At 43.7% G+C, this 18047-nt stretch carries 17 protein-coding genes and 1 pseudogene; 11 read left to right on the forward strand and 7 right to left on the reverse strand.

Features of this window, described 5'->3' with window-relative positions; all coding sequences use genetic code 11:
- The first annotated feature begins 190 nt into the window (after positions 1–190).
- The 5 genes and pseudogenes from RL70_RS09700 to bioB all read left to right on the forward strand — a co-directional run bounded on the left by RL70_RS09700 (position 191) and on the right by bioB (position 5227).
- Positions 191–1382 (forward strand): annotated as a pseudogene (locus tag RL70_RS09700) (multidrug effflux MFS transporter).
- A gap of 238 nt (positions 1383–1620) precedes the next feature.
- Complete coding sequence (gene bioD / locus RL70_RS09705; RefSeq protein WP_039043219.1) at positions 1621–2301, forward strand: dethiobiotin synthase; 681 nt, start codon at positions 1621–1623, stop codon at positions 2299–2301.
- A complete protein-coding gene (gene bioA, locus RL70_RS09710; protein ID WP_039043220.1) occupies positions 2291–3658 on the forward strand; it encodes an adenosylmethionine--8-amino-7-oxononanoate transaminase in 1368 nt (455 codons plus the stop codon). The genes bioD and bioA overlap by 11 nt, the downstream gene beginning before the upstream one ends.
- Positions 3655–4263: a biotin transporter BioY gene (locus RL70_RS09715; RefSeq protein ID WP_039043221.1), complete on the forward strand. Its 609-nt coding sequence runs from the start codon at positions 3655–3657 to the stop codon at positions 4261–4263. The genes bioA and RL70_RS09715 overlap by 4 nt, the downstream gene beginning before the upstream one ends.
- A complete protein-coding gene (bioB, locus tag RL70_RS09720; protein WP_039043222.1) occupies positions 4229–5227 on the forward strand; it encodes a biotin synthase BioB in 999 nt (332 codons plus the stop codon). Before RL70_RS09715 ends, bioB begins: the two co-directional genes overlap by 35 nt.
- A 129-nt stretch (positions 5228–5356) precedes the next feature.
- On the opposite strand, the gene RL70_RS17870 is transcribed toward bioB, so the two are convergent.
- The 3 genes from RL70_RS17870 to RL70_RS09730 all read right to left on the reverse strand — a co-directional run bounded on the left by RL70_RS17870 (position 5357) and on the right by RL70_RS09730 (position 7775).
- A complete protein-coding gene (locus RL70_RS17870; protein WP_156137959.1) occupies positions 5357–5521 on the reverse strand; it encodes a hypothetical protein in 165 nt (54 codons plus the stop codon).
- A 417-nt stretch (positions 5522–5938) separates the two neighbouring features.
- Positions 5939–6874, reverse strand: a complete 936-nt coding sequence (locus RL70_RS09725) for an ABC transporter permease (RefSeq protein ID WP_039043223.1) — start codon at positions 6872–6874, stop codon at positions 5939–5941.
- Positions 6852–7775 (reverse strand): ABC transporter ATP-binding protein, encoded by a 924-nt coding sequence (locus RL70_RS09730; protein WP_039043224.1) that lies wholly within the window; start codon positions 7773–7775, stop codon positions 6852–6854. The genes RL70_RS09725 and RL70_RS09730 overlap by 23 nt, the downstream gene beginning before the upstream one ends.
- A 181-nt stretch (positions 7776–7956) precedes the next feature.
- On the opposite strand from RL70_RS09730, the gene RL70_RS09735 reads away from it, so the two are divergent.
- On the forward strand, positions 7957–9006 hold the full coding sequence (locus RL70_RS09735) for an LLM class flavin-dependent oxidoreductase (protein WP_039043225.1): 1050 nt from the start codon (positions 7957–7959) through the stop codon (positions 9004–9006).
- Between the two features lie 70 nt (positions 9007–9076).
- Here RL70_RS09735 and RL70_RS09740 read toward each other — a convergent pair whose 3' ends face one another.
- Positions 9077–9322, reverse strand: coding sequence for a hypothetical protein (locus RL70_RS09740; protein WP_039043226.1), 246 nt, complete (start codon positions 9320–9322; stop codon positions 9077–9079).
- 356 nt (positions 9323–9678) lie between these two features.
- Here RL70_RS09740 and dacB point away from each other — a divergent pair, with 356 nt between their 5' ends.
- On the forward strand, positions 9679–11202 hold the full coding sequence (gene dacB / locus RL70_RS09745; protein ID WP_039043227.1) for a D-alanyl-D-alanine carboxypeptidase/D-alanyl-D-alanine-endopeptidase: 1524 nt from the start codon (positions 9679–9681) through the stop codon (positions 11200–11202).
- A 163-nt stretch (positions 11203–11365) separates the two neighbouring features.
- Here dacB and RL70_RS09750 read toward each other — a convergent pair whose 3' ends face one another.
- Positions 11366–12712 carry a GntP family permease gene (locus RL70_RS09750; protein ID WP_039043228.1) on the reverse strand — a complete coding sequence of 449 codons (1347 nt, stop codon included), beginning with the start codon at positions 12710–12712 and terminating at the stop codon, positions 11366–11368.
- Complete coding sequence (locus RL70_RS09755) at positions 12713–13852, reverse strand: glycerate kinase (protein WP_039043229.1); 1140 nt, start codon at positions 13850–13852, stop codon at positions 12713–12715.
- A gap of 130 nt (positions 13853–13982) precedes the next feature.
- On the opposite strand from RL70_RS09755, the gene RL70_RS09760 reads away from it, so the two are divergent.
- Complete coding sequence (locus RL70_RS09760; RefSeq protein ID WP_039043230.1) at positions 13983–15068, forward strand: sugar diacid recognition domain-containing protein; 1086 nt, start codon at positions 13983–13985, stop codon at positions 15066–15068.
- Between the two features lie 23 nt (positions 15069–15091).
- Here RL70_RS09760 and pgeF read toward each other — a convergent pair whose 3' ends face one another.
- On the reverse strand, positions 15092–15850 hold the full coding sequence (gene pgeF / locus RL70_RS09765; protein ID WP_039043231.1) for a peptidoglycan editing factor PgeF: 759 nt from the start codon (positions 15848–15850) through the stop codon (positions 15092–15094).
- 213 nt (positions 15851–16063) lie between these two features.
- On the opposite strand from pgeF, the gene RL70_RS09770 reads away from it, so the two are divergent.
- The 3 genes from RL70_RS09770 (at position 16064) to RL70_RS17875 (ending at position 18029) form a co-directional block, all read left to right on the forward strand.
- Complete coding sequence (locus RL70_RS09770) at positions 16064–17317, forward strand: dicarboxylate/amino acid:cation symporter (RefSeq protein WP_039043232.1); 1254 nt, start codon at positions 16064–16066, stop codon at positions 17315–17317.
- Between the two features lie 311 nt (positions 17318–17628).
- The gene (locus tag RL70_RS09775; RefSeq protein WP_025784147.1) at positions 17629–17874 is read left to right on the forward strand and encodes a glutaredoxin family protein; all 246 of its coding nucleotides are present in this window, start codon (positions 17629–17631) and stop codon (positions 17872–17874) included.
- On the forward strand, positions 17871–18029 hold the full coding sequence (locus RL70_RS17875; RefSeq protein WP_156137960.1) for a hypothetical protein: 159 nt from the start codon (positions 17871–17873) through the stop codon (positions 18027–18029). Before RL70_RS09775 ends, RL70_RS17875 begins: the two co-directional genes overlap by 4 nt.
- Positions 18030–18047 lie beyond the last annotated feature (18 nt).

Here is an 18047-nt window from a genome sequence, read left to right on the forward strand (position 1 = left end):
TACTTTGGAGAAATATCTCACGGCGGAGAACCCGCCCGTTCCGTCAGAGAACCCGCTCGTTCCGGCGGAGAACCCGCCCGTTCCCGCCAAGCTACCCGCTGGTTCCCATTACAATTTCTATCCGACAACATATACCACATGCAGTGTGGTATACTCCACCGTAGAATTTCATAGAAAAGGATTTGGGGAAATGACAAAAGCAATTACCATAAAGAAACCACTGCCAACACTTTGGCTCGTCGTGCTACTCGGTTCATTGACAGCGTTTGGCCCGCTATCAATGGATATGTACTTGCCTGGACTGCCAGCGGTTGCAGTGGATATGAGCGCATCCACTTCGCTTGTTCAGTTAAGCTTGACGGCTTGTCTGATTGGACTTGGCGTGGGACAACTCATATTTGGTCCGCTAAGTGATATTTACGGGAGACGTCGCCCACTCGTTTTGACGCTCGTGGTCTATGCAATTGCCTCAGTACTTTGTGCGTTCACGACGTCCATTTGGCCGTTCATCCTCCTTCGTTTTGTTCAAGGGTTAACAGGTGCTGCGGGTATCGTAATCGCGAGGGCCTGTGCGAGGGATCTGTACTCGGGACACGAGCTCACAAAATTCATGGCATTGCTATCAATCGTCAATGGGGCTGCACCCATACTTGCACCCATCGCGGGTGGCGCCATTTTAAGTTTTGCGTCGTGGCCAGTAGTATTTTTCGTACTTGGTGGAATTGGATTACTGATGTTTGTTGGAACTGCGAAGTTTTTACCGGATACACTTCCAATTGAGAACCGTGCAGAAAAGGGAATAGACGTTCGGCCGGTTACTCGGTGACCGCCAATTCATGGGAATTGCCCTTACACAAGCGTTTGTTATGGCTTCCATGTTTGCCTATATCGCAGGTTCTCCTTTTGTCCTGCAAAACATGTATGGCGTCTCACCACAACAATTTTCTCTTTTCTTCGCGTTGAACGGCATTGGGATCATTGCAGCTGGCCAAATTACTGGCCGTTTATCACATAAAATATCTGAACTGAATTTCATGATGACGGGCGTACTCATTTCGTTAACAGGTAGTGTACTGTTATTGCTCGTCATATGGCAACAAGGACCACTATTTATCGTCGCAACTGCATTCTTATTAGTCGTATCCAGTGTCGGAATGGTTTCGACTTCATCGTTTTCACTCGCGATGCATCGACAAAGTCAGGCAGCAGGGAGTGCTTCTGCATTCCTCGGTTTATTGCCATTTATCGGAGGAGCAATCGTCTCACCACTTGTCGGAATTGCAGGTGACCATACCGCATGGCCATTGGGGATTGTTATAATAAGCTGTAGTTTAATGGCGTTCATCCTATACATGGTACTTGTTCGAAAATCATTACGCTAACGAATTAATAGGTAACTTACAAACTTTTAATTCCAGTCTTGAACAGATTCAAAATGGAATCACTCTTTCTAAATAAGACTACTAGCAGACTGTAAGGAGCAATCAGCTCTTTGCGGTCTGCTTTTTTAATACTATTTTACGAATGGATAAAACTGTGATAACCTATTTGTGTTAACCTAGTTTCAATTCAGGTTAACACAAATGAAATCCATTCTGATAAATGAAGAAGGTATTTATGATGAAACACTTTTGGGTAGTTGGGACAGACACGGACGTCGGAAAAACATTTGTGACAACGTTATTCTTGAGAGAACTTCAGAAAAACGGGCACACTGTCACGCCTTACAAACCAGTCCAAACAGGTCTTGTTGCTGACACAGAACTAGGGCATTATCAGGACACGTCGAGTTATAAGGAATATAGTTTGTATTCCTTGGACAACGATTCACTCAGTACATATTCTTTTCCAATAGCGGCGTCCCCGCATTATGCAGCGGAGTTGGCCGGGCAGCAGATTGATGAAAACATGTTGCTACAAACAATTGAGCATTTAAAAACGAAATTTGAAACGGTTATTTGCGAAGGTGCAGGCGGCTTATATGTACCGCTCCATTCAAGTACAACACGGACATTATTGGACGTGGTGGAAGTGTCGAAATTGCCGGTCGTCCTTGTCGCTTCTACGAAACTAGGCACTATCAATCACACACTGTTGTCGATTGAAGCGTTACATGCGCGTGGAATCAGTGTGCAAGGGATTGTATTCAATCAATTCAACCAAACCCCGTTAGAGCAAAATAACATAGATACAATCCGTCGGTTTACAGGATTACCATCCGCTGTTATTGAGGCGAACCGTACAATTGAAAGTTTTACGGACGTGCCGGTCTTGGAAGGGTTGATGTCCAATGATGTATGAAGAATTACAAGCACGGGATGTTGAACATATTTGGCATCCATGTGCGCAGATGAAAGACTATGAAACCTTCCCTCCAATTGTCATTGAGCGGGGGGATGGTGTCTGGTTGACAGACAAACAAGGCAATCGATACTTAGACGCAGTGTCATCTTGGTGGGTCAACTTGTTCGGTCATACGAATCCTCGTATTAGCCAGGCAATTGCGGATCAGGCACAAAAGCTGGAGCATGTGATTTTTGCAAACTTTACCCATGAGCCTGCTATTCATGTTGCAGAAAAACTTGTGGAGTTAACTCCACAAGGGCTAGAAAAAGTATTTTTCGCCGATAACGGGTCTGCTGCCATCGAAGTCGCACTCAAAATGAGTTTTCAATACCGTGCCCAAACTAGTCAACCTGAGAAAAAACAGTTTTTAGCATTTTCGAATGCCTATCATGGCGAGACACTTGGAGCTCTGTCTATGGGAGGCGTTGGATTATATAACGACGTATATGCGCCGCTACTTCTTAATGTGGTTCACGCACAAGGACCTGATTGCTTCCGTTGTCCATTCGGTGAATCTCCTGAAACATGCCAGGCACAATGTATTCAAGATACTGAAAAGCAATTCAAGAAACATGCGGATACCATTTCCGCTGCCATTATTGAACCACTGATTCAAGCAGCAGCTGGAATGAAAATGTATCCCCCGATATTCCTGGAAAAGCTACGAGATTTGTGTGACGCATATGACGTACATCTGATTGCGGATGAAGTGGCGGTTGGTTTTGGACGAACGGGTACACTTTTTGCGTGTGAGCAAGCACAAATCACACCGGACTTTCTATGTTTGTCCAAAGGGATTACGGGAGGGTATTTACCGTTGTCTGCAGTGTTGACAACAGAGGATGTATATCGCGCATTTTACGATGACTACGGCACGATGAAGGCGTTCTTGCATTCACATAGTTACACAGGTAACCCACTAGCACTTCGAGCAGCACAAGAAGTCCTCGCCATTTTTGAAGAAGAACAGGTAATGGAAACGTTGGTTCCGAAACAGCAGATATTACAAGAACTCGCTCATACAGCATTTGACGAGTTACCGTATGTCGGAGAGTACCGTCAAACCGGTTTTGTTGGTGCAATAGAATTAGTGGCAGATCGTAAAACGAAAGAGCCTTTTCCAAGCGATGAAAGAATCGGCTATGAAATTTATCAGCTAGCTCTTAAAAAAGGTCTTTTGATACGTCCGCTAGGCAACATCATTTACTTCATGCCGCCTTATGTAATCTCTGAAGAAGAAATCGAATGGATGGTGAATACGACGAAAGAAGTTATGGAGCAATTTTTCTATGAGCGAGGACAACTTGTATGAAGAGAACCAATAGCATAAATTCAATGGCCCTTATTGCAGTTTTTGCATCATTAACAGCAATAGGTGCATTCATTAAAATTACGCTACCGGTTGTCCCGTTTACATTACAAATTGTTATTGTTTTTTTAGCAGGAACGTTATTAGGGAGTAGTCGTGGTCTACAAAGTCAGCTTGTGTATTTGTTCGTGGGGTTAGCTGGACTTCCGGTTTTCACAAAAGGTGGAGGTATCACGTATCTCCTTCAACCCACATTTGGCTACTTAATAGGATTTGCTGCTGCTGCGTATGTCATCGGCTTCATAATTGAGCGCGTTCCTGTTCCTAATCGAAAGCACTTCATCGTAGCAAATTTGGCGGGAACCGCGGTTACTTATGCAATTGGAGTACCTTATTTGTATGTCGCATTGAATAACTGGATGGATACACCGGCCAATGCCATGCACGTTTTGGTGGCTGGATTCTTTAGCACGTTTGTTATAGATATTGCGCTTGCTGTAGGTACGGGATTACTCGCGGCAAGATTATATCCGATATTAAAAAAGTTCATTCACACAAAAAGGGGCGCACGTCATGAACTGGAAAACACTCGCACAAGAAGTCATTGATGGAAAAGAGCTTTCAAATGAAGAGGCATTGTCGATTTTGAACACAAATGATGATGACGTTTTATCCCTGTTAGATGGGGCCTATATGATTCGACGTCAGTACTTCGGGAATAAAGTAAAACTGAATATGATTATGAACGCAAAGAGTGGCTTCTGTCCGGAGGATTGTGGATATTGCTCTCAATCTTCTAAATCCACAGCGCCGATTGATAAGTATCCATTCATCTCAAAAGAGGAAATTCTAGAAGGCGCAAAACGTGCGTTTGATAACAATATCGGAACGTATTGTATCGTGGCAAGTGGGCGAGGTCCGACACGAAAAGACGTACGTGTTGTCAGCGAAGCTGTTGAGGAAATAAAGGAAAAGTATGGCTTAACTGTGTGTGCGTGTTTGGGGATTTTAAAAGAAGAACAAGCAGAGCAACTGAAAACAGCAGGCGTCGATCGGTATAACCACAATTTGAATACATCTGAACGTCATCATGATTTCATCACGACATCGCATACGTATAAAGATCGTGTGGACACAGTTGAAATTGCCAAAAAGTATGGAATCTCTCCATGCTCAGGAGCAATAATCGGGATGAAAGAGACGAAAGAGGATGTCGTCGATATTACCCGTGCCCTTCGCAGGTTAAATGCAGACTCTATTCCAGTGAACTTCTTGCATGCAATTGACGGAACGAAGCTCGAAGGGACAAATGAACTGAATCCACGCTATTGCTTGAAAGTATTAGCACTATTTCGATACATGAATCCTACGAAGGAAATCAGGATTTCAGGCGGTCGGGAAGTCAACTTACGATCACTTCAACCAATGGGTATGTATGCTGCCAACAGTATATTTGTTGGCGATTACTTAACGACGGATGGTCAAGAGGACAATTCAGACTTTCGTATGTTGGAAGACCTCGGATTCGAAGTCGAACTCACTGAAAAACAAGCGTTAATTGCTCACTCATAAAACACAAAAACCAGCTTCTAATCGGCAATTCTAACTGCCGGAGAGCTGGTTTTCTATGGCATTCCCCAAACTGTAAATGGGGTATATAAATGGCTTCATTAGCTTCCGGGATTAAAGGGCAAGAAAAACTTACATTGGTGGAGAGGTATCAACTTTCAAAAGGTCGAGGGCATCTTCGATCAGGCGGATGTCAGTGAGGATTATCGATTTTAATTGAGTGGGCGCAAGTTGATATTCTTCGTTTAGGTGATGTAACTCACGAACCATCACATAACTTTCACACTCTGTCTGCATATTCTGTCCCTCCTCTTATTATGAAATTTTACCCGGTAGATGCTCTGTATAAACTAATTTTCAAGAATTCAAGAAAAATTTCTGTGACATTTATTACAAGTCAACAGCGTGAATTCAGACATAATACTATGAATTGTTGCATCTTCAAGGAATAAAGAGTCCTATTCCATGCAAAAAACCGACTCACTTTACTAAAGTGTAGCCGGTTTTTTAAAAGTTTATTCACTTCGAAACTTTCACCTCGTATGTATCTTAACGAGAGTCGATAATATACTCATATTTCGGATCTCAAGCACTCGCTTTGTGACCTTTGATGTGTTCGGGACTCTTCTTCCAATAAATATAGTGATAAGTAGTTGAAAAGTCAAAACACCAGTTATTATGGAGGGTGCCCCCGTAATAACTGGTGAAAATAAATTATGCAGTAATATCCCGTTTAGTAAATACGGTATAGCTGACAATTAAGAATGCTACGAGATAGACAGCTAAGACGACGAGAGAGAAGGACAGTGTAATGTCATCATTCAAGACGTAATTGGACTCGTACATCGTCAGGTCCATATGTGTGAATATCAAGTACTTCACGATTTCAAACCTGCTTAAAAGACCGACGATGACGCTTCCTGTAAAGTAGATGAACAAGGATAGCCCAATTGCCATTCCGCTTGAGCGGAACACGCTACCAATCATAAACGCAAACGTTGCGGTAATGATTACGTTAACAAAAGAGAGCAGTAACATGTATAGTCCATGACTCCATATGGAAACTTCCACGACGTTGCCACCTGAGATAGCAAGTGCTTGCCCGCCTTCTGATGGGAAGAATATGAATGCGCTTAAGATAGTCGTTATAAATCCGATTAGCATCAGTAAAACGCCAAATAGTAAGATTGCTAGGTACTTGGACGTCATGATTTTCCAGCGTTTAACGGGACGCGTCAGGAGCATTTTAATCGTCCCTTGTGAAAACTCAGATGCGACGATGCCTGCAGCGACGATGACAGTGAGCAACAGTGCAATACTGCCGACTGATGGATTGTAAATCATACCTTCTCTGCTAAAATCATTCAGTGGTGCGACATCATTTGCAAGTCGATATTCGGAGATTTGAACGTTCTCTTCTGCAAGTCGTTTACTTTCTCCTTTTAGGATACCGCTTGCTAATGAATTTTTGTCATTTTCCAGTTCACTTTGGGTGCTAAGTTTCCAGTCGGATTCATCATCCATTAAACTACCAGACCATTTCATTATCCCCGCCATGGCGATAATGAGTACGACCATCAGGCCAGCCATTATCCAAGTGCCTTTTTTAGACCATAGTTTCATCCATTCATTTTGAAGCAGTTTCAGCAAGTTGGCCACCTCCTGTCAATTCGAGGAATTGGTCCTCAAGTGTTTTTCGATGTGGCTGGATTGCATATAGCTCTAGTCCAGCTGTTGACAACGCTTTGACGAGTTCTGGAATTTGTGTTTTTTCAGCTTGAATTACGAACCCTTCGTTGACACTTTCTGATTTGAATCCAAGAGACCTAAGGAGTTCAAAGGTTTGATCAGCAGGAAAAGCTTCCACGTAATAATGAGCTTCTTGAGATTCACTCATATCACGAAGGTCAACGAGTTTTCCGTTTTGAATGACGGCAATCCGGTCACACATGAGTTCAATTTCTGACAGCATGTGGCTGGATACGAAAACAGAAACATTTTCTGTCTTAGCGATCAGTCGCAAGTATTCCCTAAACTCACGAATCCCTGCAGGATCCAGTCCGTTGGTCGGTTCATCCAGTATTAAAAATTTGGGCCTGTGTAACAAGGCTTGAGCAAGACCAAGGCGCTGACGCATCCCGAGTGAATAGGTCGCAACTTTTTCATGGATACGATTTTGCATCCCAACTTGTTTCACGACTTCATCAATACGTTCTTTCGTTACCCCTTTTTGCATGCGCGCAAAGTGTAGCAGGTTTTTGTAACCGGACATGAATTTATACATTTCCGGATTTTCGACGATGACGCCAACTTTAGAGAGGGCTTCTTCAAAGTCTGCGGAAAGCGTTTGTCCGTCAATCACAACTTCTCCACCACTTTTTTTCATCAGCCCGACCATCATTCGAATGGTGGTCGTTTTACCTGCACCGTTCGGACCGAGAAAGCCTGTGATTTGTCCAGGATAAAGCTGCAAACTTAGATCATCGATAATTTTCTTTCCACGGATCGTTTTAGATAAATTCTTCAATTCAACGATAGGAGTGGGTTCCATGGTGTTTCCTCCTTTTTTTGTACAGTCTTGTTAAGACTAAGTCCATAGTAAGGTGTACGTATAGAAGAGCATATAGTTTCGTATTTTTGGAAACTGCTAATAATCAGTTGTTTGTTTCACCATTTCTGGTCATGGACGAGTACAATAAAGAAACTAGCGATGCACTTAGGAGGAAGAAACGATGGAGATAGGAATTAGTACGTTCGTTGAAACAACGCCAGATCCGGAAACTGGAGAGTTGAAAAGTCATGCAGAACGACTGCGGGAAGTGGTCGAGGAGATTGTGCTGGCGGATAGGGTTGGCCTTGATGTATTTGGTGTCGGGGAGCACCATCGGGCAGATTACGCTGCATCTTCACCAGCGATATTGCTTGCTGCAGCGGCTTCCCAAACTTTTAATATTCGGCTGACAAGTGCGGTTACAGTATTATCTTCTGCAGACCCAGTACGCGTATTTCAAGACTTTGCGACACTCGATGGAATCTCTAACGGACGAGCTGAAATTATGGCGGGTCGGGGATCGTTCATCGAATCGTTCCCTTTATTTGGACAGGATTTATCGGACTATAATGAGTTGTTTAATGAAAAATTGGATTTGTTATTGAAGTTACGTGAATCGGAAGTGGTTTCGTGGGATGGAAAACACCGTCCGTCAATCGATCGTAGAGGTATATATCCACGCCCCGTGCAAGAGCCACTACCAGTCTGGATTGGCAGTGGGGGCAATCCGGAGTCCGTTGTACGTGCAGGAAAGTTAGGACTACCACTTGTACTTGCGATTATTGGAGGTCGTCCCACGCAATTTGCGCCACTTGTTCAATTGTATAAGCGGGCTGCAGCTGCAGCAGGTCATGATCTGTCGAAATTGAAGATTGCATCTCATTCGCATGGATTTGTCGGAGAAACGACTCGCGGTGCAGCAGATGCATTTTTCCCGTCTACTCAATACGCCATGAACGTAATAGGCAAAGAGCGTGGTTGGGCGCCTTATGATCGTGAAGCATTTGATGATGCACGAAGTCTGGAAGGGGCATTGTATGTAGGGGATCCGGATTATGTGGCGAAAAAGATTATCAAGTTGCGGAAAGAGGTTGGGATCACAAGGTTCCTACTTCACGTTCCGGTAGGTTCTATGCCACACGACGAAGTGATGAGTGCAATCCGTTTGTTGGGTGCAGAAGTGGCTCCAAGAGTACGTGAAGCAATTGCTGAGTGGGAAACAGAATCGTGAGATGAAAAAAAAGGGAAGCCGTGTGCTAGTAGACACAGCTGCCCTTTTTTATGTGTCGTGATAAAGGAAATCAACCAAATAGCCATTTTTGAAGAAACCAGAGAATGAGTAGGGCGCCTGCAAGTTTCACTAACATACGCCATCCTTTTTTATCAACAAAAAGGAAGATGATTGCAAAATAGGCTGCCTCGATTCCAGAGATGATCCAATTGGATACATGCAGCCACGCGCCGATGCTAGCGATGACAAGTATTACGACAAGGTGAATCCCATCGTTTGGTTCGTTGACGGTTTCGTCTTGAGTAGTTTCTCTCATAATAAATGCCCCTTTCATATTCCCTGCTCGATTATAGCTGGAACCCGCTCGTTCCAGAGGAGAAGCTGCTCGATTAGAGCCGGAGCCCGCTCGTTTCAGAGGAGAACCCGCCCGATTAAAGCCAGAACCCGATTGCACTCAACCAGGGACTTAATGTTTTACAGAAAGTATCGTGTCCTCCAGCTCATACACCAGCACTAACGTACATAAACTATACCAGTTGATGATTTATGGGACAGGCGACCTAGCCCGTGTTCTGTAACTAACTCATTAAATTCTGATTATTCTTTATTGTAACAGTTTATTCTACCAAATAATTGATATACTAAAGAAAAATCGAAGGGGATTGGTGTTGAATGTTAAAAAAACAAAAGGGAAAACAACTTCTTTTATTTGCACTATTAGTTGCTGTCGCATATCTTCCAATTGCTTATGAGCAAACGATTCCTGCACTCGCTGCCTCGGCTGCTTTAATTACACCACCTGCGAATGCATCAGTTGCGTTATCCAAGAAGTTAGACGTGATACTAGCGGATCAGAAATTGCAGGGGGGAATAACGGGGGTGAGTGTCCGAAACGCGACTACTGGTGAATCGATCTATTCGCATATGAGTGATATTCGATTGCGACCTGCTTCCAATATGAAATTGCTGACAGGTGCCGCGGCTTTAGATGTGCTTGGACCAGACTATCGATTCGAAACGGAAGTAACAACGACGGGTAAGCAGAAAGGATCTACTCTTCAAGGGGACGTGTATTTAGTAGGGAAAGGAGATCCGACACTTCTTCAAAGCGACCTCGTGAAGTTTGCAGATCAGTTGAAACAACAAGGCATCAAAACCATCAAAGGAAATTTGTTTGCAGATGACAGTTGGTATGACGATGACCGGTATTCCCAGGACTTGAATTGGTCGGACGAATTCAACTATGTGGGAGCACAAGTATCAGCTCTTACGCTTTCGCCGAATGAAGATTATGATACAGGGACAGTCATTGTGGAAGTAAAGCCTGGGGCAAAAGCGGGCGAGCTCCCTTCCGTTTCGTTATCACCCAAAACGGAGACGTCTGTCATTGTAAATGAGGCGACTACTGTTGGTAAAGGTGGGGAAAAGAAGATTTCCATCCATCGTGAACATGGGACGAATCGAATAATTGTAGAAGGTTCCATTCCAGTCGATGCCTCAAGTTCACGTTCATGGACGGCTGTTTGGCAACCATCGGAGCTTGTGCTCGATGTATTCCGAAGTGCGTTGCAAAAAGAAAGAATTCAAGTGATTGGAAAAAAAGGACTTCAGCGCGCTGTAGCACCTGAAAACGCGAAAATCCTTGCAACTAAGAAGTCTATGCCGCTGAACGAAATCTACATTCCATTCATGAAGCTGAGTAACAACGGGCACGCAGAAATGCTCGTGAAGGAGATGGGAAGAGTCGAGAAGGGAGAAGGTAGTTGGAACGCTGGTCTTGCGGTAATGTCTGAAACACTTGCAGGACTCGGTATCGCAAAAGATACGGTTCTGCTACGCGATGGTTCCGGTATGTCACACAAAAATCTAGTCTCCTCCGAAACGTTGACGACACTTCTAGTTCGAGCTCAAGAAGAATCTTGGTATCCGGCTTTCAGAGAATCGCTACCACTAGCAGGTGAAGCGGATCGCATGGTTGGCGGAACACTTCGCAATCGTATGAAAGAGGAATCGACAAAAGGGAATGTAGCAGCGAAAACAGGTTCGATCACAGGTGTATCCACATTGTCAGGGTATGTGACGACGAAAAAAGGAACACCCCTTGCTTTTTCTATTATGATAAACAATTACATTACGGGACCCGTAACCCAAATTGAAGATGCTATTGCAACAGCACTTGCGGAAGCGGATATATAATGAAAAAAGCAGATCCCCCAGGAGTAACTCCCAGGGGGATCTGCTTTTTCAGTGCGCACGATTCACATTTTTTTTAAGATCGAAAATACGTGATTTGATAACGAGGAATTCTTCAGCAACCCTCTTATCATGTTCTAATCACTGTTCGGATTGGCGAACAACTTTAAACGAGTATTACCCACAGTATCATCGTGAATACAATTGTAGTGAGACCCATCAATAAAGTCGCCATTGTTTGTGCTTTATATGCATCTGTAACTTTCATGCCACTGAACTCTGTCACGACCCAGAAGAAACTGTCGTTCACATGACTCACTGTCATTGCGCCAGCTCCAACCGCCATAACGACAAGTGCAAGTGGAATCGCTCCTTCAATTCCCATTGCAGGAAGTAACGGAGCCACTAATGTAGATGCAATGACCAACGCTGCAGTAGAAGACCCTTGTGCGGTTTTCAAAGCAGCGGATATGAGGAACGGAACTAGTAGGAATAGTGCACCACCTGCAAGTGCAGTGAAATTCATTTCCCCGATCAATTCCGCGACACCAGAAGTAGAAATCACTTTACCAAATGCACCCCCAGCTCCAGTAATCAGTAAAATAGGAGCCGCTTCTTTGAGGCCATCACCAATCCAACCTGTAAGTGTCTCTTCGTTCCATTTTGGAAGTAATAAAAACGCTGCGAGGACTCCGAAAAGTAGAGCAACGGTAGGCGAACCGATGAACTGTAGCAATGAGCTGAATCCACTTTCTCCCATTGTTAGCTTAGCAACTGAACCAGCCCCGATTAAAATAATTGGTAAGACAATAGGTAGGAATGCTTTAAACGCAGAAGGCATCTCTCCAAAAGATTTGACGATTTCATCATAGTCGAATGTAATGGATTCCTCATCCTCAGGAACAGTTATTTTGGAGCCGACTTTTACAGCCCATAAGTATCCGACCACAGTTGCTGGAATTGCGACGATCAGTCCGATTATGATAATCACACCTAAATAACCTTCAGCTCCGATATTTCCTGCAGCTGCAATAGGTCCAGGCGTAGGCGGCACCAGTGTGTGTGTCGCGAACAATCCAGTTGCCAATGCGACAGACATGGATGCAATCGTGACACCAGCTCGCTTTGCAAGCGCTTTCTTTAGACTGGATAAAATAACGAATCCTGAGTCGCAAAATACAGGGATTGAAACAATATAACCGATGAGTGACATCGCAAGTTGAGGTCGTTTTTCACCAATTACGCGTAAGACAACTTCTGCCATGCGGTAAGCGGCCCCGGATTTTTCAAGGATGACGCCGATAATGGTACCGGAAACAATGACAATCCCAATGCCTTTCATTAATCCGCCGAAACCTTCATTAACAGTGTCTACGACGGTTAGTAGAGGCATTCCAGATGTGATTCCGATGAAAAATGCCCCTGCAAGTAATGATAAGAACGGATGGACCTTCAAGACTGCTGTTAAAAAGATAATGAGAACAACACTTAAAATGATCATAGCAAACAACATTTAACATTCCTCCTTATTTTTAAAGTGCAGAATTGCTTGTTTCGTAGTTTCTTTCAGCATTCTAAATGGATTCAACATCGCATCAGCTACTGTGACGCTATCAGAAGTAATTGCGTGCACTCCTGCGAACAAATCAGTAAGTGCAAACCGACAATCTGGTGTAATTGTTCCTGATACAAGTATTACAGGGACATTTTTTTGCTGTGCTGCCTGTGCGATTCCATAGGGAGTTTTCCCTGAAAAGGTTTGACTATCAGAACGACCTTCACCTGTGATGACAAGATCTGCAGTTTCCAAATGTTCATCAAAATGGAGTGTTTCCAGCACGATATTTATACCGGATTGGAAGTTACTTGGGAAAAACACTTGAAACACACCACCCGCACCGCCAGCGGCACCTGCTCCTGGTGTCTGGTGTAAAGAAACTCCTGTCTGTTGCTCTATAATGTCTGCGAAATTGGAAAGACTTCTATCGAGAAGTTCAACATCCACGTTAGATGCCCCTTTTTGAGGTCCAAAAACTGCTGAAGCCCCATTTGGTCCAATAAATGGATTGGTAACATCCGCTGCAATTAGAAATGTACTTTCAGCGATTCGTGGGTCAAAAAAGAATGGATCAATGGTGTGCAACTGCTGCAGTGCAGCCCCACCCCTAGGGATTTCCTCTCCATTTGAGTCGAGTAACTTCATTCCCAGTGCCTGTAAGATACCGGCACCGCCGTCATTTGTGGCACTTCCTCCTAGTCCAATTATGAAATGACGATAACCTTCATTGAGCGCGTGGACGAGTAACTGTCCTGTCCCGAATGATGATGTAATGAGTGGGTTTCGATCCTGATTTGTAAGATGCATAAGACCGGAAGCTTCTGCTAATTCAATTACACAAGTCGAACGATCCCCAAGTATTCCGTATCTTGCTGGAATGAGATGGCCAAGTGGTCCTTCAACGTGAAGAGAAACAAATCTCCCATTTGTTGCGTCGACTAAGCTTTGCATCGTCCCTTCGCCACCATCAGCTGCAGGTAATAAGATGGGCACGCTAGTAGAGTCAGCCTCTCGGATTCCTTCAGCCATCGCTTCCGCTGCGTGTAGTGCAGACAAACTTCCTTTGAAGGAGTCTGGTGCAACGAGTATTTTCATACAGGCATCATTCCTATCGAATAGTAGTTGATGTCTATTATTATATGTACAGAATAATCTAATTACATTAGACTAGGTGTATATATATTACATAAATTAAAATACTTTTTTTATACGTAGAGGTGAAAAGATGCTGACCAAGCGACTTGCTGAGGAAATTGTGGAACAGACGATGCTTAGATTGACCCGAAATTTGAATGTGATGGATACGAATGGAATGATTTTAGCTTCAGGGGAAAGGGAACGGGTGGATAGAATTCATGAGGGAGCAGCCCATGTTGCGGAAACGGGAAAGTCATTGTGGATAGACAATGATAATCTAGAGGAATGGCCAGGTTCAAAACCTGGGGTGAATTTACCAATTCACTATAAATCTCGATTAGTTGGCGTTATTGGGATAACGGGATTCGTAGAAGAGTTACGAGATGTTGCGCCCCTTGTCCAGTTAACAACGGAAATGATGGTTCATCAATCGTTATTGACTTCTGAATCGGAGTGGAAGAGAACTGCGGGGGAATTGGTATTTAAAGAACTAATAAGCGGACTTCCTATTTCAGGAGTTACATTGGATAGGATGAAGATGCTAGCCATTTCTCTGGAAGGTCCGTTTATGGTACTGATCGTTCACCAAAACGAGGCGACCCGTACACCAAATCATCTTGCGGATTGGCTAGCAGAAACTATGGGAATTCGTTCTGTGTTGTCAGGAGCTGATTATGGACATGCCTTGCCATTTCTAATATGGGGGGTGGATCGGGAACTGGTGAAAAAAAGGGTGGAGCATGTTTGTAAACAGAAAGGTGTTTCCCTCCTCAAGGTTGGGATTGGTAAAACGGTGTTTGTAGAAGAGGACATCGTATTGGCCTACGAATCTGCCCGGCACGCAATTCAATTTGGTGTGGTGAATGAAGTCATCAGTGATTTTGAAACAATTGAAATGCGTGCCTTGATGGGGGCATATCAACAACCCTTGCATACGCAATACGTTGAGAGGGTATTGGGACAACTTGATGAGAATTTGATAGCAACACTTCAAGCGTATTTGGAACATGAACTTCATGCCCAAAATACGTCCAATGTGCTTAGGATTCACCGTCATACGCTCTCGTACCGACTTAAACGTATTTCAGATATAACGGGATTGGATCCCACCCGATTTAGCTCAGCGGTTCAATTGTTTTATGCGTTGTTGCTAAAGGAAGGGGCACAAACCTAAAAAACCGAGCGTTTTCCGCCCGGCTACTTTAATCCGATGAATGCGAGATGTCTTCCTGCCTTTTTGTCTTGACGATATGAAAAACCATCGTCGCTTTGAAACGTACATATCGGATCGATTGTAATATTAGCACTTGGGATACCTGCGAGTTCACATTGAGTTTTTACAGTCTGTTGGTTATCGATATGGTATTTGCCGGTTGTTTCGTTGAACGAAATCCAAGGTTTCGCATAGCCGAGTGCATGAAATTTCTCATAGACATCACCGTCCACTTCGAACTTGTCTTGGCTAAGTGCAGGTCCAATCAGTATCTCGAAGTCTTCTGGACGACATCCTTCATGTTCAATAAGATGTTGGAGCAATTTTGGTGTGATTTCTTTGACAGTGCCTTGCCAGCCCGAGTGAATAACGCCAACGATACCAGCGCGTTCATTTGAAAGAAGCACGGGAACGCAATCCGCCATGAATCCAGCGAGAACGATGCCATGCTCATTTGTATACAGAGCATCCGTATCAGGAATTGCGGTGGTTTGCTCAGTTGCACCACGCCCACGATCCGCACGAGTGACTTTGTGGAAATTGGCACTATGCGTCTGGTTTGAGTAGACAAAATCACTTGTTGAATGTCCGAGTGAAGATGCGAGCGTTTCGCGGTTTTTGAGAACAGCTGCTGGATCCAGACAAGCGTGTAACGCCAAGTTATTCTCTTCAGGAGCACTGGAGTCTTTCATAGTAATTCCTGAAATCGAGCTCCCTTTCATGTCGTATCGCTTTGTTTTCATTCCGTTCACCTCTAGTTATCAAAATGTTTGCTGATTATTGTACCATGTCGTGGGGTTACATGTGCATTAGATAGGGAAGTAATGAATACACCCTGCCGTATTGAGCAGAGACATTGACAACCTTTTTTCTGTGCATTAATGTAGACTATTATATTCCCTAGTAAGCAGATAGGGATTAATCAGAAATATAGAGAAAAGGAGATGCCGACATACATGAAAGCACTCTGGAACCGATATGCGAATGCATCTTTAATTCTTAAAATAACGATAGCTTTAATCCTCGGAATTGTGGTTGGATTGCTGATGGGCGAGCAAGCGAGTGTATTTGAGCCGCTTGGCGATTTACTGATCCGTCTTCTGACATTCTTAATTATTCCTCTTATCCTTTTTACGCTCATCGTCGGTGTGAATCAGACGACAATTACGAATCTCGGTCGAATGGGTGGAAAAGTGTTCATCTATTACACGCTCAGTTCTGCGGTTGCAATTGTGGTAGGACTTGCGGTTGCAACATTGTTCCAACCTGGATCTGGCATGAAGTTGGACGGAAGTGAGTCGTTTGATGTACCTGATAATCCCGGCATCGTCAATGTGTTACTGAATATTGTTCCGTCAAATATCGTCACTGCGTTCACAGAAATGAATTTACTAGGAATCATTTTTACAGCACTCGTTTTCGGTATTGCAATTTCTGCTATGCGCAGTTCAGAAGGATTCAATGAACTCGGCAATCATTTGTTGAAAACGATTAGTGCGCTGAACGAAGCCTCATTATTCATCCTCAAAGGGATTTTGCAATACGTTCCGATTGGTGTATTTGCAATTATGGCGAAGACGGTGGGGAGCCAAGGGGCCGACACACTTCTTTCACTTGGAGGCATGATTGGCGTGCTATATGCAGCATTACTTGCGCAAATCGTATTGTATATTGTCGCGATGCTGCTGTTTAAAGTGAACCCACTAACGTTTTTCAAGCACGCTCGAACTCCGATTACAACAGCTTTTGTGACGCAAAGTAGTGCGGGCGCGTTGCCATTATCGTTAACTGCTGCTCATGATTTAGGATTACCACGCAGTTTGTATGGATTTAGTTTGCCGTTAGGTGCCACGGTCAATATGGATGGCGCAGCGATTCGAATTGCTGTGTCTGCCGTCTTTGCTGCAAATATTTCAGGTAACCCGCTGTCGTTGACGGATATGTTAATGGTAGTCTTGATCGGAACGCTTGCCTCTATTGGAACTGCAGGTGTCCCTGGTGCAGGAATAGTAATGATTGCAACGGTTTTTGTACAGCTAGGTTTACCGATTGAAGCGGTGGCTTTACTTACGTCCATTGATGCATTGATTGGAATGGGAGCGACGGCACTGAATGTTACGGGTGACCTCGTAGGTACGACGCTCATTAGTCGTACGGAAAAACATAAAGAGGATATAAAAGAAGGAGAAGAAACCCCTGTACATTCTTAAAAAGTGATTTTCTAAAAGCTAGCTCTCAGAGATGTGATGTGATTCTCTGTGAGCCGGCTTTTTTTTGAGGGAGAATTGCTGAAGAACGTGTATGAATAAATAGGGACTTTTGGTAGTCTTAAGTTCTTGCGATATATGGAAGAAAATTGTTAAGAATCCTCAATCGAAACAATTAACACTGCTAGACACCCTATTGCAGTGAATTATCTTTTTTAGAAGGAGGACAATTGTTTCTGAAGAGAGCAGATAGGTTGAAATAATACCTTAAGGGGTATATGATGAAGGCAATTAAATCAAAAGGAGTGTTTGTTATGACACCACAAGCAACTGTTTACGTATCTTCTACGTGCCCTTATTGCACGATGATGACGAATTATTTGGACGAACAGAAAATCACATATGAGACTGTCAACGTTTCATTGGATCAAGAAGCAGGAAAACGTCTCGTAAAAACAACTGGACAGATGGGTGTTCCCCAGACCAAATTGAATGACGTTTGGATTCTAGGTTTTGACCCTGATGGTGTTCAAAATGCTCTTCGTGGAGAAGCTCAGTGAAGCGTATTGTTGACAAGTTTCGCTGTATGACGTGTTCTATTGAAACAGATGTTGAAAAGGAAATGACGCGGAAGCTATTTCCTAAGTTTTGTATCGGACACGTTGCGCTATTTGCAACCGGCATTTTTCTCGTGATTATGGAATGGATGAACTGAGCAAGGATACTAAAGTTG

Source organism: Sporosarcina sp. ZBG7A (genome assembly GCF_000813425.1).
GTDB lineage: Bacteria > Bacillota > Bacilli > Bacillales_A > Planococcaceae > Sporosarcina.